Source organism: Verrucomicrobiia bacterium (assembly GCA_019634635.1).
Lineage (GTDB): Bacteria > Verrucomicrobiota > Verrucomicrobiia > Limisphaerales > UBA9464 > UBA9464.
The window spans coordinates 102,288-129,159 of sequence record JAHCBB010000011.1 but is presented as its reverse complement, the minus strand read 5'-3'; the positions used below and the strand labels follow the sequence as shown (position 1 = coordinate 129,159).

At 64.5% G+C, this 26,872-nt stretch carries 12 protein-coding genes and 1 pseudogene; all 13 read right to left on the bottom strand.

Features of this window, described 5'->3' with window-relative positions; translation table 11 throughout:
* Positions 1 to 260: 260 nt before the first annotated feature.
* Complete coding sequence (locus tag KF791_09990; GenBank protein MBX3732911.1) at positions 261 to 3,125, bottom strand: hypothetical protein; 2,865 nt, start codon at positions 3,123 to 3,125, stop codon at positions 261 to 263.
* A 908-nt stretch (positions 3,126 to 4,033) separates the two neighbouring features.
* A complete protein-coding gene (locus tag KF791_09985; GenBank protein ID MBX3732910.1) occupies positions 4,034 to 5,806 on the bottom strand; it encodes a hypothetical protein in 1,773 nt (590 codons plus the stop codon).
* 763 nt (positions 5,807 to 6,569) lie between these two features.
* Positions 6,570 to 7,418, bottom strand: coding sequence for a leucine-rich repeat protein (locus KF791_09980; GenBank protein MBX3732909.1), 849 nt, complete (start codon positions 7,416 to 7,418; stop codon positions 6,570 to 6,572).
* Positions 7,419 to 7,570: 152 nt separating this feature from the next.
* Positions 7,571 to 10,897: a protein kinase gene (locus KF791_09975; protein ID MBX3732908.1), complete on the bottom strand. Its 3,327-nt coding sequence runs from the start codon at positions 10,895 to 10,897 to the stop codon at positions 7,571 to 7,573.
* Positions 10,898 to 10,952: 55 nt separating this feature from the next.
* Positions 10,953 to 11,717 (bottom strand): sigma-70 family RNA polymerase sigma factor, encoded by a 765-nt coding sequence (locus KF791_09970; GenBank protein MBX3732907.1) that lies wholly within the window; start codon positions 11,715 to 11,717, stop codon positions 10,953 to 10,955.
* A gap of 546 nt (positions 11,718 to 12,263) precedes the next feature.
* Entirely contained in the window at positions 12,264 to 15,545 is a 3,282-nt protein-coding gene (locus KF791_09965; protein ID MBX3732906.1) for a hypothetical protein, read from the bottom strand.
* Between the two features lie 151 nt (positions 15,546 to 15,696).
* Positions 15,697 to 15,969: a hypothetical protein gene (locus KF791_09960; GenBank protein MBX3732905.1), complete on the bottom strand. Its 273-nt coding sequence runs from the start codon at positions 15,967 to 15,969 to the stop codon at positions 15,697 to 15,699.
* Positions 15,970 to 16,387: 418 nt separating this feature from the next.
* Positions 16,388 to 17,548 carry an ATP-binding protein gene (locus KF791_09955; protein ID MBX3732904.1) on the bottom strand — a complete coding sequence of 387 codons (1,161 nt, stop codon included), beginning with the start codon at positions 17,546 to 17,548 and terminating at the stop codon, positions 16,388 to 16,390.
* 74 nt (positions 17,549 to 17,622) lie between these two features.
* A complete protein-coding gene (locus KF791_09950; protein MBX3732903.1) occupies positions 17,623 to 20,988 on the bottom strand; it encodes a hypothetical protein in 3,366 nt (1,121 codons plus the stop codon).
* Positions 20,989 to 21,068: 80 nt separating this feature from the next.
* Positions 21,069 to 25,097 (bottom strand): protein kinase, encoded by a 4,029-nt coding sequence (locus KF791_09945; GenBank protein MBX3732902.1) that lies wholly within the window; start codon positions 25,095 to 25,097, stop codon positions 21,069 to 21,071.
* 503 nt (positions 25,098 to 25,600) lie between these two features.
* Positions 25,601 to 25,810 (bottom strand): annotated as a pseudogene (locus KF791_09940) (type II secretion system protein).
* A 399-nt stretch (positions 25,811 to 26,209) separates the two neighbouring features.
* A complete protein-coding gene (locus KF791_09935; protein ID MBX3732901.1) occupies positions 26,210 to 26,596 on the bottom strand; it encodes a hypothetical protein in 387 nt (128 codons plus the stop codon).
* Entirely contained in the window at positions 26,593 to 26,841 is a 249-nt protein-coding gene (locus KF791_09930) for an AbrB/MazE/SpoVT family DNA-binding domain-containing protein (GenBank protein ID MBX3732900.1), read from the bottom strand. The genes KF791_09935 and KF791_09930 overlap by 4 nt, the downstream gene beginning before the upstream one ends.
* Positions 26,842 to 26,872: the final 31 nt, after the last annotated feature.

Genomic DNA, 26,872 nt, shown 5'->3' with positions numbered 1-26,872 from the left:
ACGATCCGCGGTCGGTTGCCGGGCGGATCCGCTTCCAGGCCTGCGTGTCCACGCGGTAGAAGGCGCGGCGCCGGTTGCGACGTCCGATGAAGCGGCAAGGGGCATGCATACGCCGTGGCGGAAACACAGCGTAGGAGGACGATTGCCCAAGCGCGGCAGAAACAGCCGAAGGGCTGCGAACCGATTCCGCCATCATCTGCCTCATCGGCTCTCATCTGGACTTCGATCTCCCGAACCCGCCACCCCTCACCCACTCAAAGTCACCTTGAGCCTTTGATCCGGAAGAGCTCGGCATCGCTGGAAACGGACGCCGAAAAGACGGTCGAATTGTCCGGCGCATCCACCAGCACCTCGCCGGCAGACCGCCAGACCTTGAGATCGGTCGTGGATTCGATCTCATAGCGGACACCGGGAAGGCCGAGCACGCGCGCGCTGAACTGGCTCGTGTCGTCTTTGGTGGTCCCCGCAAACGCTCCGGCGATTTCGGGGAGGCGCAGGCGGGCAAGATAGGGAGCGGGCTGCCCGTTGAAACTCTGGAATGCCCCGCCGATATACAGTGAGCCGTCGCCACCGGCGGCCAGAGCCCACACATGGTCGCCGGCGCCGCGCCCGAGGTCGAAGGATCGGTCGAGGGTTCCATCCTCATTCAGCAGCGCCACGAAGCGCAGATTGGCCCCCGCGATGACGGTGAACCCGCCCGCCACCAGAAGTTGTCCGTTGGGCAACGGCTGCACGTGGATGATCTCGCCGTTGGGCTGCGGCGCCGTGAACGTGGGATCGATGCTTCCATCCGGACTCAGGCGCACCAGACGCCGAATGGACCGGCCGCCGATGCGCTCGAAAAACCCGCCCACGTAGCATCTTTGGTCCGACAGGACCGTGGTGGCCAGAACATCGGATATAGACCCGGTCTTGAGCAGAGGGAATGTCGTGTCCAGCGAGCCATCCGAATTCAGCCGGAAGAGGTTTGTCGCGGCCGCGTTGTTGTAGTGGGTGATGTTGTCACCGCCGATGAGCAGACGTCCGTCGGCCAAAAGGCCGATGCCGGACACCGCCACGGCGGTGCCCTGCACTCCGGGTTCGAGGCGAAACGTCGGATCGAGCGAGCCGTCGGCGTTCAATCGGGCCAAACCTTGAACCGGGCGGTCGCCGACATGCTCGAATGTGCCGCCCACCAGCAACCGCCCGTCCGGTTGCTCCACCACCGTCCAGACGGCGCCATCGAAGCCGGGGTGTTGGAACGTCGTGTCCAGACGTCCATCCGGTTTGATCCGGACAAGATTGCGGGCGGGTGTCCCGTCGGCGAGCCCAATGAACCCGCCCACCATCCAGTGGCCGCTCGCCAGCGGCGTCACACAGAGAATCTTGGTGGGGGGAATCTCCGGTAGTTCGAACGGTGCCGAGACAAGTTCCGGCGGCACGAACTCTGTGCTGAGGCTGCCGTCCGCTCGCAGGCGGGCCAGCCCGGTGCGCCGGACGCCTCCCACCTGCGTGAAGTCGCCCGCCAGCAGGACGCCGCCGGAAGGGAGGGCACGCAGGGCGATGACCGTTCCATTCGGCGCGGCGACGGGCAGGAGGCTTCCGGGTCGTGAATCATCCAGGATCTCCACCCTCAGCTCCGCGTTTCCGAGGCCGATACGGGCAAACTCGTCCGTTTCCGGAAGGGAGTCGGATATCGCGCGGATCTGAAGGGTTTGTCTCCGGTTTTCCGGTGTGAACACCAAGTGGACGGGAGTGACTTCGAAGTCAGTGCCCGGTGTCGCGGTGTCCCCTTCCCTGCCGATGGCCAAATCGACTTCATGCGTCCCACCTTCCGCCAAGGGACCGGTGAACTCGACCGTCACCTCCGCGATGCCGCCGCCTTCCGCAAGAGACACGGAAGATTGGCTCAGAAAAATGGCCGGTTCGTTGTCGCGGATGGTGATGGTACAGGCGGAGTCGGCATTCAGACCGTGATTGCCCTGGACGGTCGAAAGTCCAATTCGCAGCGTCTCGTCCCCTTCGAGCAGGTCATCCTCCAGGATGGGAATCACCAGTTCCGCCGTGGCTTGGTTGGTCCCGAAGGTGACGACGGAGCTCACCGGCCGGGTGTAGTCCTGTCCGACCCTGGCGGGGCTGGTGTTGTCGAAGGTCACGGTGACCCGGGTGCTGCTGTTCAGATCGCCAGTACGTAACAAGGGCACGGTCACCGAGCCTTCTCCTTCAGCGACCGAGAGGGAGTCGTTGACGAAACCGATCCGGCTGAGGGCGGTGCGATAGGCGGCCACGATGGGCGCCGCCCGGTTCAGGGTCTGGGCATTGTCGGCCTCGCCCGGCTGTCCGGCGGGGATACCCAGGGGCACACCGGCGAAGTTCAGGTTGGGATTCGAGAACAGGTTGAGCTGGATGCCGGGATCGTAGGCCATCGCGGTGCGATACAGCACCCCGCCCACTTCGAATCGCCGCCCATTGCTGTAGGGAAAGAGCGCCCGGGTGGACTGAAACTGGGTGGGATAGCCGTGCTCGACGTCATGACCTGCCCCCAGAAAATGGCCCGTCTCGTGCATGAAGGTCAGGCCGGCATGCTCGGCCCAGCGGGGATTTCCCACGAACACGGTCCTCCGCATGATGCCCATGCACAGATTCGGTTCGCCTTTGGGATTGCCCAGGAGTGCTGCCCCACCGCCGGCAAAGTTGGCGTCAGATTCGATTACCAGGTAGACGAGGTCCGCCTTGTAGTCGCTGCGCAGTGCTGTGATTCGAGAGTCCGAATACATCGCGCCAATCTCGATGAACATGTCACCGCTCTCCACCCAGGTGCTGTGCAGTCCGATCAACACCGGATTCAGCCGCACGCCGATGAGGCTCCGGGCATAGGAGTAGTTGGCGCTGTCGATGACTGTCCGGATGGACCGGCGCAGGGCTTCCTCATCGCCCTGCGCCGCCAACGCCCTCGGAGTGTAGAGGACGATGATGTCCACCTCGGTCGGTTCGGTGGAGGGATCCCAGATCCCGTCGGGCGGGGTCTGGCACTGGGATTGGAGGATGCACAGGAACGCGCAGGCCAGTGTGGTCAGTGCGACGTGGAGTCCCCGGCGGAAGAAGCCCCGGGGCCGCCGGCCGGGAAGTGATTGGGATGAGCTCATGCACCCATTGCCCACGGAGTCTCCGGGAAGAGGATTCGCGGAATTTGCAGATCGGCTCCGGGGATCAAGACGGACACGTTCGACCGGTGGTCCGGGACTGCGAAGCCTGCCTGCCGAGGCGCCTGATCGCCCCCCACAAGGGGCCAGATGCCTCAAACTGTGAGGCAGAGGAACTGGGAAGCTCTGGCGGCAGGTAGCGTGAAGGGAACGGCCTGATTCAGGCGGACCACGCGCGCTTGGCCGGCAGGTTGCCCGGCGGGCGCGCCCAAGGGCGCGCTCTGGAGTTTGGACATTTGTTTTGGGCCCGACTTGGGCCCATGTGAGGCGAAGTGAATCGACCCAACGCCAACGGCGTTACGTCCCGGAGCCCAAGGTTGGCGCCCCGCGCCTACCTTGGGTCCACTCGCGATGGATCGCCAACCCCAACGGGGTTGCGTCCCATGGGAGGGCGAATGAACAAGGGTCCGAACTTCCCGACGTCGACGAGCCAGGTGGATTTGCTCTTTGCTGCGATGGCACCTTCTGGAGTGGGATGAATGGTGTGTCTGGGACTCGGACGCAACCCCGTTGGGGTTGAGGGCATCGACTTCGTCCCCACCCAAGGTAGGCGCGGGGCGCCAACCTTGGGCTAGGGAGGCGATACCCCGTTGGGGTAGAGCAGTCGGAACAGTTCGTGTCGAAAATGTCCAAACTCCAGGGCGCGCCCAAGGGCGCGCTGAGTGGCACTGCCAACCCGGATTTTTCACCGGGTTTCTGCTGTGGCTTGCTGCAATCCCGTCTGGCCGCGTTGGCCTCGGGTTCCTCACTGGACAGTATGGTCTCATGCAGCCCGGCTCGGAACCGCATTGGCCGCCGTGCCAGAAGGGCTTTCGCGGCGCCTCGCGATGAAACCCGGTGAGAAATCCGGACTAAGGATGGATGCTTCGGAAGAACGTGGCATCCGGATTCCCGAATGTGATCCATTCGGCCACCAGCACTCGAAGCCGGTCAGGATCCTCCAACCAGAAGCCGTGCGCTCCCTCATCCTCCCGCCGCTGCGCCGGGAGAAACGGAACCCAACTTGAAAGCCGAAACGCCGCCTCGATGCCCGGCCCTCCGGTGGAGGGGGTGGGTCCGGCGGCGACCAGGACTCCGGCACCGCGGATGGAATGAAGCGGAATCAATGCCAGACCATCCACCCCGATGGACCGTGGATCAACCAGCACCCAGTGGGCGGATTCCACCGGATCAAACTCTCCCCCCTCCGAGCGCAATTGCAGGGCGTACTCCCGGTGACCCTGTCGTTGGGCATCGGGGAGATCGAGCACATCGAGCCGGGCTTCCGCCTGACCGGGCTCAAACTCAAGCGTTCGCACGAAGGACGAAGCGGCACCTTCGGGACCCTGCAAGGTGAAGCGGCAGTCCACCGAAGCCGGCCTCGAAAGGTCGCCGGATCGGCGATAGGACAGTTGTCCGCGCAAGGACGACGTGATTGTCCAACGGGACGCCGGCCGAATGGATGGGGCAGGATTTGCAACCGCGCGAAACAGGTTGCCGGAGAAGCTGTACCAGAGGCTTGTGTCGTTGACTGCGAGCAATTGAGGCCAAGGCCAGTCGCCCCGAACGAAGACTGCAAGTTCGCCCTCGCCTTTGCGGTCTGGGGTCTCGATGAAGAAGTGCACGAGTGCATTCCCGCAGCCGGCGCAACGCGGAAAGGAAAAATAGGCGAGTCGTCCACTGCATAACGTGGCAACATCAGGTGACCCCACGAACGAGGCACGATGAGAGACCTGTCCATCGGGTGAGACGATGATCTTTTTTCCGACACCCTGGAGCGTAACCTCTCCCAGGGCGCTCACAAAAGTCTTCCCAATGCCGCCATACTCTTTGAGATTGGGATATGCCGCCTCCCTTGTTCCGTCGGGATTGAGGCGCACCAACTCCTGATTGTCGGAAGCGGTTTGGGAACTGGCGATGATGTAGATTCGCCCGAACTGGTCGGTTTGAACACGGAGATTAGATGTTTCGTCCTCCGAATTTGAGTCCGGCAAGTACGGGGTGAACGCGGGATCGGCGCGTCCGTTGTCCAACAACCTCCTCACGGCCTTCTCCGATGCCCACAGGAGTTTTCCATCGGGTTGCGCCAGGAATTGCCCCAGCCCTTCCTCGGGATCAATCTGCGGATCAAACGAAGGGTCAACGGCTCCATCGAGAGACAGGCGATACAATTTGAAGACCTCCTGATCGTATCCCCACACGTAGGCTCTTCCGTCAGCCATGGGAAGGGTTCCGACGGGATCCCCCCCCATGGCCAGAGTCGCAGGAGCCTGTTGGAATCTGGGATCAATGCGTCCGTCACTGGAATAGCGCCGCAGACTCGATTGGGAGTAGATCCAGAATCCATCGGTTCCAGACGAAGTGATCGTTGGCATGAAATGGAAGGTGTCCGAGATCATCGAGTCCTCCACGACCTGCCCGTTGTTGAATGAAGCATCCAAATCCCCATTCTCGTGAAAGCGGAGGAGCTTCAGTGTGTTTCCGCCGTGCTCCATTCCAACGACCATGATTCGTCCGGCACCATCCTGGAACAGGGACACGATCTGATGGACCCCATGCTGAGTCACGTCCAACTGGCTGCTGATGAGCTGTGGTTCATCATCTTGGATGTCGCAATGCAGTGCCTTTTCGAATGGAAATCCCACTCCATCAGCACGAAGGGTAAAGGACCTGAATCCATCCACCTCCTGATTGTCCAGGAGAGGAATAAGGATGGTTTGGGTACGCGCTCCCGGTCGAAACTCGAGGAGTCCATGGACCGGGAGGTAGTCCAGACCAGGAGATGCGGGCCGGAAGGGCCGATCCTCCCCGGAATGGGGTTCCGAGGAAGTTGAGAGTTTTAGATGAATTGGATTCGGGTTTTGCAGCCCCTGTGTTTGGGTGATCGTCACGATGAGATTCGAGTGGTTCTCGATCAATGGCCACGAAGCGTAGGTGAGCGAGAAGTCCGCGGTTTCGGACGAACCCTGCGAGTCTGCCGACTGCGAGCCGGCTCTGGTGACTTCGTGAGTCCTTTCCAGCTCCACGGAAGGTGGCATTCCTCGCTCCACATCGGTATTCGCTGGCGCCCGCCGAGGACCGATGACTCCGACCACAGTCGGGACCGGATCCGCCATGCGCAATCGTGATGGCAGACCAGTTTCCGGTCGGGAATCCGCGTGCAGCAACAGTGCGGCGGCAAACACGAAGGGGAACCCCGTTTCCAGCCAGCGGGTGAGGCTTCGGCGAAACCGGGATGGGGATATTGGGAGAGAGTTCATGCACCCATTGCCCACGGAGTCTCCGGGAAGAGGATTCGCGAATCTTTCGAGAATCTTTCCCCTACGCTCAGGACGAATGGAAATGGCGGGCCGGGGCGCATCCACGGTTCGTTCTCGCCGCCCGCCGCCGAAATCAAGGGACTGAGTCTCACAGGGGGCGGACACGGTAAAGACGCGAGGGATGGCTGGCCTTTTCCGGATCACTGAAGCGGGTGTCCCAGGCAGCGCCCACGACAATGTCGCCAATCTGAATCCAGTTGGGCGGTGTCAGCCCATCCGTTGCCTCGACTACCACGCGACTGCCCGGCATCCACAACACGTTGAAGGAGAACACCCCGTCTTCCACAACGGGAGAATTGCGATGGGTCTGAATGGACGGCGCCTCCAGCGCCGAGGCGGTAACTCCCCCGAATTCACTGCCCCAAGCGCCCGATCCTGGCAGGTAGCGGACCCGTGAAGGTGCCGAACGATCCTCAAATGAACCCGGTCCCCGGCAGCCAAACGGCCAATCGCCGTCAGGCCGGGAGCCGAGGAAGATCACCTCCATTCCAGGCCCGTAAAACACGAACTCGTAGCAGGCTCCGCCTACCCCGCGCGTACATATCGGCGTCCGGGCATCAAGAGCTTCATTATCGATGCGGACCACCCCCTGGCCGACGATGACTCGCCGGAGACCTCCGCATTGGTGGAACGCCCGGGCCTCAATCACTTTGACACTGTCAGGAATCACCACCGAGCGGATATCCTGGTTTTCAGAAAAGGCGTGGATGCCGATGGAGGTCACCGGAAGGCCGTTGATGCTGGCCGGGATGACAACGTCGCCTCCTGTTCCCGTGTATCCAGTGATGGTGATGGTGGCTTCGTTGGTGACAACGCTGAACGGGATTGGAACCTGTGCGTGGAGCAACCCGCAGATCCAAACCAGGCAGGCGACGCCCAGGGACCGTCCGCTTGAACGGTGAGACCGTGACGACCGGCGAAGAAGATAAGAGTTCATGCACCGATTGCACACGGCTCTTCCGGGAAAACGATCCGCGAGATTCAGCGATTTCCACGAAATTGAGGCGACAACCGAATGACACGAAGGTGCGACACGAAGGAGGATGGAAGGACTCGCAGATTACCGCGGCCGAACGCGCAGGCACTTTATCATCGCAAGCCGGAACCGTCTGCCTCTCGACGCACGATTTCTTCGAATGACGGTGCGGTCCAACTCTGCCAGGGCGGTCCACAAACAATGCTCTCCCCCGCCTCGCTCCACCAAATCCGGTCCAATTGCGAGCCGACGCCGGGGAGAGTCAGGAGTTCCTGAAACGACTTCAGGTCCCACAGCTTGACCGCCTCCCGTCCGGTTCCGGCCACCAGCAACCGTTTGCCATCGGGTGAGAACGCCAGCCCAAAACATCCGTTCAGCGGACCATGCAGGTCGTTCAGCAGGGTGCCACTGGCGGCATCGCAAAGTTTGACGGTGCCGCTTTGTCCGGACGAGGCGACGATTCGGCCATCCGGCGACACCGCCAACCATGCCGGGGTTTGTTTGCCGGGAACGATCCGGGGAGGATGGTCTGGATGTTCAAGATCATAGAACCGCACTTCATGGCGTTCACTCGCCACGGTCACCAAAACCACCGCCAACTTGCCCCCCAGGGCAAATGCGACATCCGTGGCCGAAATATCGGATTCCAGCACTTTGGACAACCGGTCCGTCCGCCAGATCTCAAGCCCCTTGCCGGATGGACCCCGCACAGCCAGATGGCGGCCGTCCTCGCTGAACCGGTATGGCGTTGGCTGCCTGATGGAAGAGGCCAGTTCCTGCCGGCGGTCCGGGGATTCCAAGGCTGCCAAAAAGAGCGCGTTTGACTGGCCTGGTTCGTTCCAGGCCAATCGCAGGGAAATTGCGTTGAACGCAACGCCGACCGGCCGCTGGGATCCAGCCGTTGGAATGGCTCCAAGCCGGCTGAACTCACCGTCTCGCTCGGTCTCCACCAAGATCTGGTGTGTGCCATTCCAGCGACAGACCCAGCCCGGATTGCCGTGTGCTAGCAGATTGGTGCGGGATCCCCAGCCTGGCAGCGTTCGAGTGATGGTTCCACGCCGACCCTCTCCGACCGCCATATCGCCCTCTGCGCGGGCCAGAAGCACATTGCATCCATTCAGGGGAATGACCTCGTTGACTTCCCTGTTCTCAGGGTATCGTTGGTATTCCGCGTCTGCTTGGCCATCGCCCCAATTCCAAAGCAGCAGATCGCCATCATTGCTGCCGGTTGCAATGCGCCTCGTGACCGGCGAGAAGGCAAGTCCGTAAACCTCGTGCCGATGGCCGCGCAACACCTTCTCCAATTTCCAGGTGGTGGTGTCCCAAATCCGGATCGTTTGGTCGGTTGAGGCCGTCAGCAAATGCCGTCCGTCCTGGGTAAAGTCTACCTTGCTGACCCATGCAGTATGACCGTCCAGTCGCACCGTCTGCCGGCCGTTGGAAGTATCCCAAATGCGCACCGAGACATCTTCAAAGCCAGACCCGGAGGCCAGCCATCGACCGTCCGGCGAAACCGCCAATGTGCTCAAGCCTGAGTCCGGCAGCCATTCGGTATGCCAAACTTCCCTGCCGGACGAGACTTCCAGACACTGCAGGGCATAGCGGTAGTTGTGCAGTTCAGAACGGCTCAGGTAGAGACGTTGGTTGTCGGGTGACAGCCGGGCCGCACCGCTGTGTCGGTGACTGTTGCATCCATTTGTGAACCGGTGTTCCACCGTCGCCCGTGCCGCATCGGCGATCACGATTTCATCTCGGAACCCGTCGTAGGTCCCCGCATAGAAAACCAGACGGGTGCCATCGGGCGAGTAAGCCAAGTCGCGCACCCCGAAGCCGGCGCCCGACGGACCCGTCCAAACCGGCAGCTCCCTGCCGGACTCGAGGTCATGAATCACCACGGAGTCATAGTGAGGTGTGGCTGCCAGCCGGTTTTGCGTGGGCGAAAACACACCCCGGGCAAAAAATGCCTCTTGATGATCGGCAAGCACCCGGACGAGACTTCGGGCAACCACGTTCCACAATTCCAACCGACCATCGCTCCATCCGGCGACCAACCCGGACCCGTCGGACGAGAAACTGAGGGAGAATCCTCGCACGGGGCGATTGGTCAGAGTTGTCAGGGAACCGTTTCGGGTCAGTTGCCAGAGATAACGCCATTCCCATCCGCGGAGATCCACCTCTCCAGCCTCAGGCCGGTGTCGGTCCAGCAGGCGACGGGCCCGGCCAAGATTGTTCAGTTCTAGGGAACGTTGGATCAGATTCATATCCGAGGCATAGGCTTGCCGTCGTGCTTCGATGGCGACCGTCCGGGCCTCAGCCGTTGCGCGGTTGGCGCGCCGGGTCTGCCACGAGGTGGCGCCGATGCCGCCGAGCAGCGAGAGGACGACGGCCGCAGTGAGGGTGGCGACGACGGGATGGCGGCGGACCCATTTGCCGAGGCGTTCGGCGCCGGTGCTGGGCCGGGCGTGGATGGGTTCGTGGCGTTGCCACCGGGCCAGTTCGTCGGCGACTTCCAGCGCGCTGCCGTAGCGGCGGGCCGGCTCCTTCTCCAGGCACTTCAGCGTGATGGTCTCCAGGTCCCGCGGCAGCGCCGGTCGCAGTTGCCGCGGGGCCACCGGTTCCCCGCTCACCACATTGCGCAACGTCTCGCTCAGGGTTTCCCCCACCGCCGGGGGCCGGCCCGTGAGCAGGTAGTAAAGGATGGCGCCCAATCCGTAGATGTCGGTGGGCGTGCCCGTGGTTCCCAGCGTGGAGTCGGCCTGTTCGGGGGCCATGAAGTTCGGCGAACCGGCACTTTCGATGGTCTGGGTCGGGTCCACCAGCGACTTGGTCAGGCCGAAGTCGGTGAGCTTGGGCTCGTCGTCGGGGCTGATGAGGATGTTGGCCGGCTTGAGGTCGCGGTGGATGACGCCGTGCTGGTGCGCGTAATGGACGGCCCGGGCGAGCTGCTCGACATACCGCACCGCCGTGGCCACCGGCAGCAGCCCGTCGCGGCAATGTTGGGCCAGGTTGCGTCCCGGCACGTATTCCATCGCGAAGTAGGGCCGGCCCTGGTGTTCGCCCACCTCGTGGATGGTGACGATGTGCGGGTGGGTCAGCCGCGCGGCGATCCTGGCTTCGCGCAGGAGCCGTTCCCTTGCCCTGGCGTCGGCGAATTCGCCCGCCAGCAGCATCTTCAGCGCGACGACCCGGTCCAGGCCCGGCTGCCGGGCCTTGTAGATCACGCCCATGCCGCCCCGGCCGACCTCCTCCAACAGTTCGTAGGGGCCGAAGTGCTGCACCAGCGCCACGTCCGCCATCAGCGCGTGCTCCGCGGCCGACGGGGCAAACTCTCCCTCCGGCGGGAGAATGGCCTCCAGCCGGCAGGCGGCGCAGACGCCACCCCGCAGGGAATTGCCCTGGGGCGCCCCGCAGCGGCCGCACGTCTGGCCCGATTCACTCATGCCGGAAGAACACGGAAGTCATCGAGCGGGGATTCGCCGGATTTTCCACACCTCGTCAAGTTCCCCGCAACGCCTGGAGTAGGCCGCGCAGTTCGTCCTCCACCTCCCCGTGGCTGCCGAGGGTCTGGCTCACCTCATCCTGGAGCAGTTCACGGTAGCGCTGGCGGAACCGGTGGAGCAGCGACTTGAAGGCGGGCAGGGTCAATCCGAGTCGGGCCGCCGCGTCGGCCAACGCGGGCGGTTCTCCATTGAGGGCGAGGAATGGCTCCACGACCTCGAAGCGGGTGTCGGCCCGGCCGGCACACTCCGCGGCCAGCCGCCGCAGGACCCGGGCGAACAGGGTTTCCGCCCACGCGCGCTGGAACAGGTGTTCCGCCGTTTCCAACGTCGCCGCATCCCCGAGATAGCCGGCCTCCCCTCGTTCACTGATCAACATCTCCAGCGAGGTCGTGAACGTGTCGCCGCCTCGCTTCAGCGACTTCGACCGGCGCCATTCGTCCACCAGGAACCGGTTCAGGGCGGTGAGCAGGAAGGAGCGGAAGCGGCCGCCCTCGGGCGAGAGGCCCTGGGCGAAGTCGTTGGCCAGCAGCTTGGCGAAGAAGTCCTGCGTCAGGTCGCAGGCATCCTCCGGACCGTGCCCCTTGCGGCGCACGTAGGCGTAGAGCGGATACCAATAGTCCCGACAGAGCTGTTCCAGGGCCGCTTGTGCCTGCTCCGGGCTCGCACCGCCCGCCTGCAGCACCACACTCCAGCGGGTCGTCGCGAAGACCCGGCCTGCGGGCGGGTCCGGGCTGGTTGGACTGGGTTCCGGGGAATTCACCGCACCGGATCCAATCCGACTGCCGCCGTCCCGGGTAGGCGAAAGTAACGGCACAAAGTGACGGCGGGCCGGGACTGGAGTTTGGACATTTTCGACACGAACTGTTCCGACTGCTCTACCCCAACGGGGTATCGTCCCTCAGCCCAAGGTTGGCGCCCCGCGCCTACCTTGGGTGGGGACGAAGTGGATGCCCTCAACCCCAACGGGGTTGCGTCCGAGTCCCAGACACACCGCTCATCCCATTCCAGAAAGAGCCGTCGCATCAATGAGCAAATCCACCTGGCTCCTCGACGCCGGGAAGGAAGTCCGGACCCTTGTTCGTTCGCCCTCCCATGGGGCGCAACCCCGTTGGGGTTGGCGATCCATCGCGAGTGGACCCAAGGTAGGCGCGGGGCGCGAACCTTGGGCTCTGGGACGCAACGCCGTTGGCGTTGGGTCGATTTCCCTCGCCTCACATTTGCCCAAGGCGGGCCCAGAAAATGTCCAAACTCCAGGCCCGGTCCACACGGGCCGGGAAGGCGCAGGAACCTACGCCGGCCTGCCGGGCTAATGGCCCGGAGGCTTCAGGCGGAAGAACCGGGAGGATTCCCCGGTCGGGACCGTGATCCCGATCCGGGTGTCGTACCCTTCCAAGCGGATTTCACCCGCCCGCTCCCACTGTTCGAGGTCGGTGCTGGTCTCCAACGGATGGCGGCCGCCCGACAGACCGTGAACAGTCATCGCCATACCGCCTTCCGCACGATGCGGAAAGCCAAGGCGCGGGTTCACCGTGCCAAGGTTCAGGCGAGTCACCCCGGCGACTGCGTGACGGTTGAACTGACTGAACTCACCGGTGACCCAGAGGGTGCCATCGGGCGAGGGTGCGAGACATTGGCTGGCAAAGGCGGCGGCGATTCCCGGAGCCACGTCCGGGCCGTCACCCGCGTCGAAGGAAGGGTCGACTGAACCATCCGCATTCAGCATCGCCAGCGAGCGGCGGGCGACGTTCCCGAGCTTCGTGAAGCGTCCACTGATCAGGATGCGTCCGTCGGGCAGAGGATGGATTTCGCGGATCTCCGCGTCGGGGTTGGGCGAACGGAAGGTGGGATCCGCGGTGCCGTCGGCCTGAAGACGCGCGATCCGGGGGCTGCTCCGGTTGCCAATCGTGTCGAAGAATCCGGCCACCAAGAGTCGGTCATCCTCCATCACCCGTACCGAGGTGACCGGACCGGAGGCACCGCGGGAAAGTCGGAAGGTCGGATCATACGTGCCATCCACGTTCAGCCTCGCGAGATTCGTCATGGCAAGGCCATCCACCTTCCGGAACAGCCCACCCATCAGGATTCGTCCGTCGGATTGCTGCGCCAGGGAGAGAATGGCCACGACGAAATTGCTCGTCGGACCCCCCTTGGGTTGGAAGCTGGAATCCATGGAACCATCCGGAAGAAGCCGGACAAGGTAGGCTCGCGACTCGCCGTTGAACCGGGTGAAAGTGCCTCCCACCAGGATGCGTCCGTCCGCCTGGACCAACACCTCCTTCACCGCTCCGTTGAGGTCGAGCACGCCAAAGGATTCATCCACCCCTCCGTCCGATTGGAGCCGCATCAGCGTGCGCCGGACGGCACCATCAACGCGCGAGAACTCGCCCGCGATCAACAATCGTCCGTCCGGCAACGGTCGCACGAGGGAGATGACGGCGTTGGTGGTCTGGCTTTCCGTGGTGCCAATCCCGGCCATCCTTCGGTGTCCGAGCAGGATTTCGGGCGGCCGGAATGACTCGTCCACGCTGCCATCCTGGTTCAACAACGCGAGGCCCGACCGGGGAACCCCGCCAATTGTGGAGAAGTTGCCCCAGACCAACAGCCGTCCGTCACCGCGCAACCGGCAGTTCAGACCGCCATCGGCGGCGACGGCATGCGCTTCCGCCTTCACGGAGCCGGGTCGCTGCTCATCCAGAATGGTCACGGTGTTGGTGCGGGTGCCGACGATCACGAAGAACGAACGATCCGGCCCAGGCTCCGGCCGTGGGAGAAGGGGCACTGACAGCTCCCACTCCCCGCCGGGAACCAGGTTCGTCAGGGTGCCGCTGATCGGAAGGAAATCGGTGCCTGCCTGGGCGGTGCCGGGGACGGTGTGATAAGGAAGCACCACGGTGCCGGCGGGGTTGTTGCCGGTAGGGCGGACCCGGATGCGGGCTTCACCGGAGGATTCTGGAAAAACCAGCGGTCCGCCCGCAAACTCCACCTTGCCGTGGCTCGTCGGCGTGCCCGGGTCGAAGAGGGCCACTTCGGCAAGGGTGACGGAACCAAGACCGTGATTCCCCGCCACGGACCCAAGGCTCAGCCGGAGCGTCCGTTCGCCGACCGACGCGGATTCGGCGACCAGGGGAATGACCAGTTCCGCCGTGGCCTCGTTGGTGGCGAACGTCACCAGCGTCGAGGTGGGACGAAGATAGTCGATGCCGGCCCGGGCGGGACTCGTGGCATCGAAGATCACCGTCACCCGGGTGCTGGTATTGAGGTCGCCGACGCGCTGCAGTTGGACCCGCACGCTGGACTCCTCCCGACGACCGACGAAGCGGCTTTGGCTGAATTCTACCCGGCTCCATGCCGTGCGGTAGGCGGCCACGTAGGGCGCAATCTCGTCGATGGCCCTTGCGCCATCCGACGGGTTGGGCTGGTCCGCCGGCACCCCCAGCGGCACCCCGTCGATGGAAAGGCGTGGATTCGAGAAATTGGGCACAAAGATTCCCGGCTCGTAGGACATCAGATCAATGTAGGTCACCCCTTCGATCCGGGTCCGATGGGCAAAGATGTAAGGCTTGCGGGTCCGGAAACCCTCGGGAGGCAGCGCGGCGTTCTCCCGGTCGTGTTCCAGTCCGAACAGATGCCCAAACTCATGGGCCAGCACACGGGAACCGGGCGCCAACGCATGGCGCCGGATGATGATGTTGGAGAATTGGGGATCGCCCAGGGTCGGCGCGACGCCGGTGGCGCCGGCGAGGTAATTGTCCCCGTCCAGCTCCGTGACCAGGCAGACGATATCCGCCTTGTAGTCGTTGCGGAGCTGGGGGACCCGTTCAAACCCATCCGTGGCATTCTCCAGTCGAAAAAGCTCCCTGGGCATGCCTCCGGACTCGAACGTGTCATACCGGACGATACCGACGGTGTGGATCCGGACGTTCACCTCGCTGTTGGCGAGGCGGAGGTTGGTTTCGTCCACACCGGCCTGCACGCGGCGCACCAGTCCGGCTTCGCTGCCCTCTCCGGTCAGGGCCAGTGGCGTGTAGAGGAACAGCACGTCCACGACGGTTGGCTCGGTCAGCGTGTCAGCCGCGGCCAGCGTTGCCGCCTTCCTGCCCATCGTGGCCTGATCAACGGTGGCCGTGGCGGCCGAATGAACAAGGCAGCCGGTGGCGCAAAACCCACCCGGATGGCGTACAGCCGACACCTCGACCGTTCCGGGGAGAGTGCTCGGTTGAAGATGATACGATCCCCAACCGGGAACGTTGACGAAGCCGCTGAGCCGGGAGTCCTCCAGGATCAACGTGACGGAGGTGGACGGATCGGACGCCGCCCGTCCCAGGAGTTGTCGCGCTCCGGTTCCGGATGTTTCCAGGCTCTCGACGATCACGGTGACGTCTTGATTCTCGGGCAGATCCAGTCGGAATGGGGGGTCGGACTGGAACCACTGCTCCGGGTGTTTGAGGGCCTCCGGGGTCACGCGCCACTGCCGGGTGGGGGCGAGTCGGGCGGCGGGTCCGCGGGCGTGGGCGGCCGGGACGGGACCGGTCTCGGGCACCAGCAAACGCGGCAGATCCGAGGAATCAGCGGTGACGGCGAGGGACATTCCCAGCAGGAGCCCAGCACCCGGAAGTTGGGCGCGGCGGTGGCGGCGGGAACGCGACGGGGCAGGAGGAATCAGAAGAATTTTCATCTCACTCAATGCCCACCGCGCCCCGGGGAAATGGATTCACAGAAAGTGGGAATATTTGATTTCGTTACGGCAGTTCCTCCACCCGATAGAAGTGCTGCTCTTCAAACATCGGGATGAACTGGCGGAACTCACCGGTGCTCTCGACTTCAAATGCGTCGCCCACCTGCTGCCAGTCGGGGGCCGACAAGGACGAACTCCGACGCAGCTGGTACGTGGCTCCCAACGCACCGAAGCCCCGGGCGAATGGCCCCATCCAGCCATCATACCCAACCAGGGTGGTGAGACGAGGGCCGTCTGAGGCCGTCCACAAAATCTCATTGGGAACCGCCGCAAGCATCAGCGGACCGATCTCTTCTCCAGGCCAACCGAAACCGAGGTTGCCAATCTGACGGCTCAGTCTCGCTGGTCGACCCTCAATCTCGAGCCTTTGGCCTAAAGGATCCTCGGCCTTTTCCCAACCCTCCAGGCGGACCCACCTGAGACGTTCACCCAGGTCTTCCGCGAGATAGCCGGCGCCCCAGAATTTCCGTGTGGATAGCCGGACGCCGGGTTGGAGTAGACCATCCGCTGATCCACCAGTGCAGCCGCCAGGGGCCGCACTTTCTCGGACTCCGCTGCGCCCAGCAGTGGCTGGAGGTCGACGGGGTACGCGTTCCAGCCTTCCATGCCGGGCTCGCGGCTAAGGCTAACGAAGAGAGCGTTGGTCCACGTCGAACCCTCCCATGGCCACCGCCCAGGGGACCACCAATCCGGTGCTACCCGGCCAGCTCCGCCATGAGGTCGCGGAGTCCAATCGACTGCACTCCGTCCCGGAGCGGATGTCGTCCGGTTCCGGAGTGCACCACCCAGCCTTGCGCCACCTCCAGGTCGGAACACCCCTCGTGGAATCCCCGGGAGGGGGATGCGTCCGGACTGCGCTTGATCTCCACCGCCCACCGCTTTCCTCCAGGCAGTTCCAACACGAGGTCAACTTCGGCGCCGCCGGAAGTCCGGTAGAATCCCGGGACCGTGCGCGCCGGCGCCACCGCCAACAGGCTTTCGATCACGAATCCTTCCCAACTCCCGCCGACCACCGGGTGCCCAAGGAGCGCATCCCGATCCCCGATTCCCAGGAGCGCATGGACCAGTCCGCAGTCCCGCAGGTACACCTTGGGCGATTTCACCAGCCGTTTGCCCACATTCACCGCGTAAGGGGTGAGCCGACGGACCAACAGCAGGTCCACGAGCAGATCCGTGTATCGTCCCACGGTTTGGCCACTGACCTCCAATCCCGCCGCGAGTCGCGCCGCGTTGTGAAGTCCACCTTGGGCGTGGGCCAGCATCGTCCAGAACCGGCGGAGGGTTTCGGCCGGAATCCGGGGACCGAACTGGGGAATGTCGCGCTCCAAATAGGTTCGGATCAGGTCGTCACGCCACGCCAGGCTCTCCTCGTCGCTCCGGGCCAGAAAGCTGTCGGGGAATCCTCCGCGCACCCACAGCGTCTCGTCGTCGCCCGGATCGACCTCACCCGGGTGGAGTGGTCCCAGGTCCAGATAACTGATGCGACCGGCGAGGCTTTCCCCGCTTTGGCGCAGGAGGTCGATGGACGCCGAACCCAGAATCAGGAATCGACCGGTGCGGTGACCGCGCCGGCGCCCTTCATCAATGACTCCCCGGAGAACCGGAAACAGGTCCGGAGTCCGGTGAATTTCATCCAGGATGACCAGCCGTTTTTCATGGAGCGCCAGAAACGCGGGGGGGTCGGACAGCTTGGCGCGGTCGGAAGCCTTCTGGAGATCCAGGTAAATGGCGTCGGATTGACGGGCGATTTCGAGGGCCAAAGTGGTCTTGCCGACCTGTCTCGGTCCCAGCAGGGCAACCGCGGCTTGGCGTTCCAATGCCGCCCGGACAACCGGAACCATGGCGCGATTGATCATCCATGCAAATCTTCCACGCCGTGGACGATTTGCAACCTTGTGAATGGATCCGCTCTGCTAAGCCGCTTCGCGTTTCACGGCTTGAGGCGAAGGAACTGGGATGGGCCCGCCATGGGGAGCGTGAAGGGTACGGCTTGATTGAGGCGGTCCACGCGCGCTTCGCCGGCAGGTTGCCAGTGGAGCAGATCGGTACTGGATTCGAGCATGAACCGGGCTCCGGGTAATCCGTAGATCCGGGCCTCCAGTTGACCGTTGCTGCCCCAGCGTGCGGATCCCAGGGCACCGGCAATGGCCGGGGCGCGGAGTCGAGCCAGGAAGGGTGCGGGTTGCTCGTTGAACTGGTCGAATGGTCCTCCGAGGAACAGAGCACCGTCGCCGCCGACCGCCGCCGTCCACACGTGACTGTTGGCGCCGCGTCCAAGGTCGAAGGTCGGGTCCACGGTGCCGTCCTCGTTCAGCAGGGCGATGCCCGCCCGGGCAACGCCGCAGATGGTGCTGAACGAACCGCAGACGAGCAGTTGTCCGTTGGGTAGGGGCTTCATCTCCACCACTTCGCCGTTGGGTTGAGGGGCCTTGAAGGTGAGATCCAGGGAACCGTCGGCTTGCAGACGCGCCAGGCGCTGGAAGGGTCGGCCGCCGATCTGTTCGAAGAACCCCGCCACGTACACCCGGCCGTCCGGAAGCAGCTCCAGGCTGTAAACCGCTCCGGACGCTCCCGTGCTCAGCAACGGAAAGGTGGGGTCCACGGTTCCATCCGGTTCAAGCCGGATGAGATTGCTCGTCTTGACGCCGTGATACTCCTCGAAGAGTCCCCCCACCAGGATGCGACCATCGGGCAATACCTCGACATCGCCCGCAAACACAACGGCTCCACCGGCTCCGGGTTGATGAACGAAGGAAGGGTCCAGGGTCCCGTCGGAGAGGAGTCGGGCCAGGCCCCGGATTCGGTTGGTTCCGAGATGATCAAAGATGCCGCCCACCAGGAGGCCACCGTCCGATTGTTCGGCGGCACACCACACGGCGCCGTCAAAGCCCGGGTGCTGGAACTGGGTGTTCCTTCCGCCTTGCGGATTCAATCGGACGAGATTTCCGCCGGGTTGTCCGTCCGCCAGCCCGATGAAGCCGCCGGCCAGCCAGTCCCCATTTCCCAACGGGGTGAGAGTGATCACCTTGGCCGATGGAATCCCGGGTCCCTGGATCGGAGACGCCACCAACTCGGGCGGCGTGAAGGTCGGATCCAAAGTGCCGTCGGCCGCCAGGCGGGCAAGGCCGGTGCGGCGGGTGGATCCCACCCGCGTGAAGTCACCGGCCATCAGGGCTCCGCCTGATGGCAGGGCCGTCAGGGAAATCACCGACGCATTGGGAGGGGTCACCGGACGGGTCGATCCCGGACGGTTGGAATCCAGAACCCGGACGGTGAGGCGCGCATTGCCGAGGCCGAAAATCCCGATCTCGTCCGCTTCCTCGAGGGCGTCCGTTAGCGTGGTGAGATGCAGGGTTCGGGTTCGGGTCTCGGCGGTGAACTCCAGGCGGGCGGTGTCGAGTGTACCGTCGGCGGATTCGGGATCCGCCGAGGCGACAAACGTTGCCGCGCTACCGTCCAGATTCAAAGCGATTTCAAGCACGCGGGCCTCACCGGCATCCAGACGGCCTAGGAATTCGACGGTGACGTCCGCCGATTCCCCTTCCCGCAGGGAGAGGTTGGACGGCGTGACCGCATAGTTGGGTTCGTCATCGAGCAGGAGGACCTGGGCGGTTCCGATTTGATCGATGCCGTGGTCGCCGACCGGCTTCGACAATCCCAATTGAATCACCTCAGTGCCCTCCACCAGGTCATCCTGCAGAATCGGGATCACGATCTCTGCCACGGCCTGATTGGTGGCGAAGGGAATCACAACCGTCGTTGGCATTCGATAATCCACCCCGGAGCGGGCGGTGCTCGACGTGGAGAAGTCCACGGTGACCCGGGTGGCGGTATTGAGGTCGCCCCGCCGTTCGAGCCGGACCGTCGCGGAAGGTTCCCCTTCTCGTACGGTGAACTGAGGTTGGGCGAAGCCAATTCGGCTGTGGGCGACGCGGTAGTTGGCGGCGACCGGTGCCACCAGATTCATGGTCCGCGCATTGTCGGCTTCCCCGGGCTGCCCGGCGGGCACGCCCATGGGCACGCCGTCGAAGCTCAGGTTCGGATTGGAGAAGAGCGACAGTTGAACCCCGGGATCGTAGCTCATCGCGGTCCGATAGGTGATGCCTCCGGCGGTAAAGCGATGGCCGTTCCCGAAGGAATACGCCGGAGGTTGTCCCTGAAAGCCGCTGCCATGACCATGCTCGCGATCGTGTCCGGCTCCGAGGAGATGACCCGTCTCGTGGGTGAAGGTGAGACTCTCGTGCTCCGCCCAGCGGGCATTCCCGATGAGCACGGTGCGGCGCAGGATGCACCAGTTCCTGTTGGGATCGCCCAGCGGATTACCCAGCAGGGTCGCGGCACCGCTATAGCCATTGGAGTCGGATTCGATGATCAGATAGACGAAATCGGCCTGGTAGTCGTTCCGCAGGGCGGTGGCGCGGGCATCGCCAAAGAGGGTGAAGAAGTCAGCGCCCATGTTGCCCGACTCGGTCCAGGTGTCGTGTTGTCCGACGAACACCGGATTCAATCTCACACCGATCAGGCTGTTGGTGTAGCTCGCATTGGCGCTGTCCACCATGCGCTGGATCGACTGTCGCAACGACGCCTCGTCTCCGTGGGCGGTCAGCACCTGGCGGGTGTAGAGAATCAAAACGTCGATGGTCACCGGCTCCGTAGTCGGATCCCAGATTCCGGTCGATGGTTCGCCGGCCGCTGCGACTCCCTGACGGACGAGTCGCTGGGCCGCGGACGGTGCGGTGTCGAGAGACAGGCAGCGGAAGGAGGCCACGGAAGGTTGTCGGGTCACGACGACCGTTCCGGCGTCGGTGGGTTGCCAGTGGTAGGTGCCCAGACCGGGAACCTCGGCGACGCCGCTCACGGACTCTCCGCTGACCACCAAATGAGCCATTCCACCAGGCAAATTGACCAGGGTGCCGGTGAGTTCGAGGGCACCGTCCGCGGCAGCGCGAGCCTCAGTGAGGTGCACGGTGACATCCTGATTCTCCAGGAGATCCAGGCGAAACTCCCGCGGCGGCGGGAACCCCTGGGTGACTTGGGTCATGAACTCCGGATTGAGACCCAGCGATCGCCGTTGGGGTGGCGTTGAGGGCGGCCCGGCGACCCTGGCCGTTGGCGGCGACGCGGCGGCTGGGAGAAACAGCCGGGGCAATGGCGCCGTATGCGGGGACTCGGTCGCCACCAGACCGGCGGGCGGTGCCCAGAGCAGGCTGCCGGCGAGAATCGCCACCGCGGAAGTGAGCCGACGTCCCGTGAAGCGGTGGCGTGGCGCCGGGGGAGTTCTTGAAATGCAGTTCATGCATTCAAGGCACACGCAACCCCGAGCCAAAGGGTCCGCGCCGCACGCAAAAAAGTTTCCGGCGGCGAAATGCGGTTCGCCTACCGCTCCACCGTGATCGCCACCACGAAGATCGTGGCGACCGCGCCTTCACCGATCAGCTCCAGGGAAACGATCTCCCGATCCGGATGCGGGTTGTCCCAGGCCCGGTGAAACAACCGCACCTTGGAACCCCGCCGGGCGGAGGCCGGGTTTTCGCCCTCCCAGGCCACCCGTCCCTGGCGGCACACGGACTGGGGATGGCCCGACCACCACTCACCGATGTCCTCACCCAGGTCGAGAGTGAGGTCGGCCGTGGTTCCGCCTGCGAAGTGAAGGCGGTAGCGGCCAATCCGACCTCCACCACCCGGGGAATCCGCACTGGCGTGGAGAAAATGCAGGCGGCGGGCGAACCCCTGGACTGGCAGGTCCGGGACCGTCCGCCCAAACGGCCAGGGAAAGAGCGGGGATCGCTCCGGTTGGCCGGTGGAGACCACTCCGCGGATGTCCCATGTCACTCCGTTGAGTGGGACGACTCCGCGCGGCAGGCTGGCCAAATCATTGCCGTAACCATCGAGAAAGACGTCGGGCAGCCAGCCGGTCTCGAGGTGGCCGTTGTAGCTGGCGGTGAGATCCACGCATTCCGCCGGGGTGGCCGGGTCGCGGACCCGCCAATTGGAACGGGGCTCGGGAGGCACCTTGCCAGGGTTCTCAGGAATCACGACCGCTGCCCGTAGTCGCTCCCAATGCCGGGCCCGGGCCAACCGGGTCACCCGCTCGCCCAAGGCCTCACCCAGACCGCCGGGAAAGCCCCGGTCCGTCCAGGGCAGGGCCTCCAGCACATCCGTGCCGTGCGTGGGCGAGTCGTTGTCCATGACGGTGTGCAGGAGTCGCCGGCCATCCGGGAAGGCGGCGATGGAGGTGCCCCACCCCCTCTGCCGGCCCAGGGACAGCAGCGGCGCACCCGTTTCGCCGTCGTGGATCTCCACGCTGACTTCGCCCATTCCGGGAGACAGCGCCTGGCACGTCGTCAGGAAAAGCCGCCGGCCATCCTGGGAGAACGTGAGGTGCGATGCCCCTTCGCCCGCTTCGTCCGCTGCGAGTTGGGTCCACTGGCGGGTGTCCCACAGCCGCAACCGGCCGGACCGGTCCACCGTGGCCAGACGCTTTCCGTCGGGCGAAAACGCGGCTGAACAGGGATCGAAGTCGCCCCCTTCGCCCGGCGGCGTGAATCGCCGGAGGAGCTGCCCCGTGTCCACCGACCAGACCCCGGCGGCGGAGAATCCGGTCAGGACCACCTCGCTTCCCTGCGGGTTCAGACACGCCAACTGAACGGGGAGCAAGTTGTTCTCCCGGGGAATATCCCAGGAACGGATCAGTGCCCCGGACTTCCCGTCCCACACGGCGACGCGACCCGAAAGATCCACCGCCGCCACGCGCCGTCCGTCCGGGGTGAGGGAGAGTGACCAAACGGGACGGGTCAGGTTGGTGAAGGTCGCTTCCAGCCGCCGCTCCGGCACATTCCAACGCCGGACCGTATGGTCGCCCGACGCCGAAAACAGCGTGCGCCCATCAGAGGCCCACACCACATCGTTCACCTGGCGGTAGTGGCCGTGCAGCCAGGCGATCCGCTCGCCGGTGCGGGTGCTCCAAAGAGAGATGCGGGAATCCAGGTGTCCCAGCGCGACCGTCTCGCCGTCGGGGGCCAACGCCGACCGCATGGCCGTGTTGGGCGGCGCCAACCGCCGATCGGTCGGCTGCACCGGCCAGACGTGCAGCGTGGAGGGGGTCGGAAAATGGTCGATCAACGCGCCGACCAATCTCCCGTCGGGCGAGACATCCACCAGCGACTGAATGGCCACATCGCCGATGCCCAGAGCCTCCGCGGGCCGGCCTGTCTTCCAGTCCCACCGGTGAACCAGCGCGTTGCCGCAGGAGAGCAGTGTCCGTCCGTCGGAGCCGACTCTCATGAAGTTGAAGGGCGCAACGGAGATCGGGAGGGCCTTGCCCGATTCCAGATCCAAAAACTTGGCCTGCAACGACGGCACGCGGACGGTCACCAACCGCGGCTGATCGAGGGCGACGGCAGCCCAGACGATCTGGTCCCCCTCGGCCGGTGTTTCAAATTCAGGATGATCTCTGCCGACCCGCCAGACTGCCGTCACGCCCTGGGTATCCACTGTGGCGTAGCGGGAGGCGTCGGCGGTGAGTTCGACCGAGCGCAGTCCGGCCGCAGTCCACGGCACCTCGGCTTCAACGCGTCCGATCTTCACGTCCCAGATCGTGAATCGCTGCCCGCCGTCGCGCGGCCGGATGTTCCCGACCAGTTTGGATCCATCCGGCGTAAAACTCACGCCTTCGTAGGCCGCCAGGGAACCCTCGAATTGTCTCAATTCGGCTCCGGTCGCCCCGTCATACAGCCGCACCTGCCGCGAGCCGTCCGCCGTCGCGATCTGCCGGCCGTCGGGACTAAAACAGATACTGCGCGGACGTTCCCGTTGGGTGTCCCAACGGCGGATGACCCGCCAGTCTCCGGAACTCCAGAGTGTGTACCCGGGACCGGGGCCGGCCGCCGCCAGTCGGTCGCCGGACGGGCTGAAGCCGGCAAACGCCACCCGGTTCTCAGCGGAACCATCCTGGAATACCGATTCCCCGTTGGTGAGATCGAGGATCTCCAGGCGACCACTGCCCCAGCACGCCACCCAGCGATGGTCCGGACTGACATTGAGCCCGAAGGAATGGATGGGTGAGGGAACCCGATCGGGCGGGCCGCCCCCCCCATGGGTCAGCACGGTCGCGTCCAGGATTTCGCGATGGGCGAGGTTGAGGAGTCGTCCCCATTCCCAGCCGCGAAACCGCTCGGGCAAGGCATACAACTGCTGTCGGGCGGCGCGATAGACACCCTCGTCGAGCCGTTGCCGGACCACCCCCAAGGTGGCGGCATAATTGGCCCGGGCGGTTGCCTCGGCCTGCGCCTCGGCCCTTCGCCACTGCCAGGTGACGGCGGCGAAACCCAGAATCACGGCCAGCAGGCAGGCTGCACTGAGCGCGGCGACGGCCGGTCGGCGGCGGACCCATTTGGCCAGGCGTTCGGCGCCGGTGCTGGGCCGGGCGTGGATGGTTTCGTGGCGTTGCCACCGCGTCAGGTCGTCCGCGACTTCCAGCGCGCTGCCGTAGCGGCGTGCCGGCTCTTTCTCCAGGCACTTCAGCGTGATGGTCTCCAGATCCCGCGGCAGCGCCGGTCGCAGTTGCCGCGGGGCCACCGGTTCCCCGGTCACCACGGCGCGCAGCGTTTCGCTCAGGGTCTCTCCCACTGCCGGCGGCCTTCCGGTGAGCAGGTAGTAAAGGATGGCGCCCAATCCGTAGATGTCGGTGGGCGTGCCCGTGGTTCCCAGCGTGGAGTCGGCCTGTTCGGGCGCCATGAAGTTGGGCGAGCCGGCGCTCTCGATGGTCTGAGTCGGGTCCACCAGCGATTTGGTCAGGCCGAAGTCGGTGAGCTTGGGCTCATCGTCGGGGCTGATGAGGATGTTGGCCGGCTTGAGGTCGCGGTGGATGACGCCGTGCTGGTGCGCGTAATGGACGGCTCGGGCGAGCTGCTCGACGTAGCGCACCGCCGTGGCCACCGGCAGCAGCCCGTCCCGGCAGTGCTGGGCCAGGTTGCGTCCCGGCACGTATTCCATCGCAAAGTAGGGCCGGCCCTGGTGTTCGCCCACCTCGTGGATGGTGACGATGTGCGGGTGGGTCAGCCGCGCGGCGATCTTGGCCTCGCGCAGGAGCCGTTCCCTTGCCCTGGCGTCGGCGAATTCGCCCGCCAGCAGCATCTTGAGGGCAACCACCCGGTCGAGACCGGGCTGGCGGGCCTTGTAGATGACCCCCATGCCGCCTCGGCCGACCTCCTCCAACAGTTCGTAGGGGCCGAAGTGCTGCACCAACGACACATCGGCGGCCAGCGTGTGCTCCGAGGCCGGCTCGCCATACCCTTCGGCCGCCGGCAACGCCTCCTCCAGCAGGCAGGCCGCGCAGACGCCATCGCCCACGTCGCGCCCCAACGGGGAGCGGCAGCGGGAGCAGTGGGATGAGGCGCCAGTCATGCTGCGGGTGTGATTCATTCCACATCACGCCACCCGGGGGAAGACCAGTCGAGCGTGCCCAGGTAGGCCTCCGGATCCGGCCGTATGTTGCGCACGCGGACGAGCCCGCTGTGACCATCGCCGAACAGCAGGTTCCACCCCTTGGGTCCGTGACCCCGCGGGTTGAGGAACTTGCTGTTGATGATGTCCTGCTTGCCGGCCATGGCGAGGCAGGTGGTGAAGATCTTCTGCGAGGGATACGTGACGGCAGCCATCGAGTATTGCCTGGGCGTGTAGCTGCCCGGCTTCGACAGATGGGCCAGCCCCGGAACATACCAGTAGGAAGCCAGCACCGGCAGCCGGTTGGTGGGCACATTGTGGGCTACGGACATGACCAGGTTCATCGGTCCCTTGTCCGTGGGGCAGCGGTAGAAGGTTCCGTTGGTGGGCAGATACGGAACCATCATCGTGTAGAAGTCCACGAAGGCGATGTTGGGGAAGCCGCCCGGTGAATACGGCAGCCGGTCGGCGTTATCGGACAGATACATGGCAATGCTCAGGCCCAGCTGCCGTTCGTTGGACAGGCAGCGGACCCCAAGCGCCTTGCTCTTCGCCTTGCTCAGGGCCGGCAGGAGCATCCCAGCCAGGATGGCGATGATGGCGATGACCACGAGGAGTTCGATCAGGGTAAAGCCGCACCGGGCGGCCGGGCGGGCTGATGGGAGTGTCTTCATGTCATCTCCTGCACACCGGGTCGGTGGAAGAAGGATTCGCGGGAATTTGAGAAATCTCCGAGTGGTTCCCGTAGAGGGCCCTCGGAGCGCACACCCTGGTCGGGCGCCTCCGGCCCACCGGTCGTTACATTTCTCGGTTCAACATGGCAGGAGGTGAAATTTAGCTTCTTGCTCGAGTTTCGTCATTGGGACAGACGAAAAACCGGCTCCCCGGACCTCAAGTCGAATTGGGCAATACCCGAATCGAACCGGGTCCGCCGCCGGAGCCTGCGTAGGATCATCTCCACCCGGGACTGGAATTGAGGTCTGAGGTCGAGTCAATTCCGGCCGCAACGTTGGGATCGGGGAGTGGGCACTCGGAGTCGGAGGTGGTCACGCCTCCTCCCACGGGGTGAACCTCTATTCCAGTGGGTTTTCGGCGACGCCCTTGGCCCAAGTCTGCTTCAGGAGGCCTTCGTCCAGTGTTCCCATACGGAGCTTACGCCGTCGGGCGAGGACCACGAGGTGCGCATCGGTGGAATGAGCGGGCGTGCAGGCTGGAAGGTCGGTGGCGCGGACATCGTCGGGGATGAATCCGGCCCGTGTGGTCACTTCGGTGAGCCCTGCAAGGGCATCCTCAAAGGTGGCGTTGTAGGCGCGAAGGCTCACTCGCAGAAAGCCCAGTTCCGCAATGGGCGAGGTGACCACCCTGGCTCCGCCTTCCAGCCACGCGCGCGCCTCGCCATGACGTTCGTGAGATTCCCAGACCAGCGCGCAGAGCAGGTCCACATCCAACAGCCACTTCATGGGAACTCGGTTAGGGCGGCCTTAATGGAGGCGGTCGTCATCTTGGGGGCTCCTGCCGGAGCGACAAGGACCTTGCGGCCCCGCCGTTGAACCAGTCGGGCCTGCTGGGTTCGCTCGGGTTCCAGCACGAGGCGTTCCCCGTCGAGGGTCAGGTGGACCCGATCCCCCGGCCGCAGATGCAGGGCATGGCGGAATTGACTCGGAATAACGAGTTGTCCCTTCGTGGAAAGTATGGCGGTGCTCATGGCCGTATCTTACTTGACTTACCCTGGGCGC

Bases quoted from the DNA above. Each gene is read 5' to 3' on its own strand.
- KF791_09950 (MBX3732903.1), bottom strand. From the start codon at position 20,988: ATGAACTGCATTTCAAGAACTCCCCCGGCGCCACGCCACCGCTTCACG.
- KF791_09945 (MBX3732902.1), bottom strand. From the start codon at position 25,097: ATGACTGGCGCCTCATCCCACTGCTCCCGCTGCCGCTCCCCGTTGGGG.
- KF791_09960 (MBX3732905.1), bottom strand. From the start codon at position 15,969: ATGCTTGCGGCGGTTCCCAATGAGATTTTGTGGACGGCCTCAGACGGC.
- KF791_09975 (MBX3732908.1), bottom strand. From the start codon at position 10,897: ATGAGTGAATCGGGCCAGACGTGCGGCCGCTGCGGGGCGCCCCAGGGC.
- KF791_09930 (MBX3732900.1), bottom strand. From the start codon at position 26,841: ATGAGCACCGCCATACTTTCCACGAAGGGACAACTCGTTATTCCGAGT.
- KF791_09965 (MBX3732906.1), bottom strand. From the start codon at position 15,545: ATGTCCCTCGCCGTCACCGCTGATTCCTCGGATCTGCCGCGTTTGCTG.
- KF791_09955 (MBX3732904.1), bottom strand. From the start codon at position 17,548: ATGATCAATCGCGCCATGGTTCCGGTTGTCCGGGCGGCATTGGAACGC.
- KF791_09935 (MBX3732901.1), bottom strand. From the start codon at position 26,596: ATGAAGTGGCTGTTGGATGTGGACCTGCTCTGCGCGCTGGTCTGGGAA.
- KF791_09990 (MBX3732911.1), bottom strand. From the start codon at position 3,125: ATGAGCTCATCCCAATCACTTCCCGGCCGGCGGCCCCGGGGCTTCTTC.
- KF791_09980 (MBX3732909.1), bottom strand. From the start codon at position 7,418: ATGAACTCTTATCTTCTTCGCCGGTCGTCACGGTCTCACCGTTCAAGC.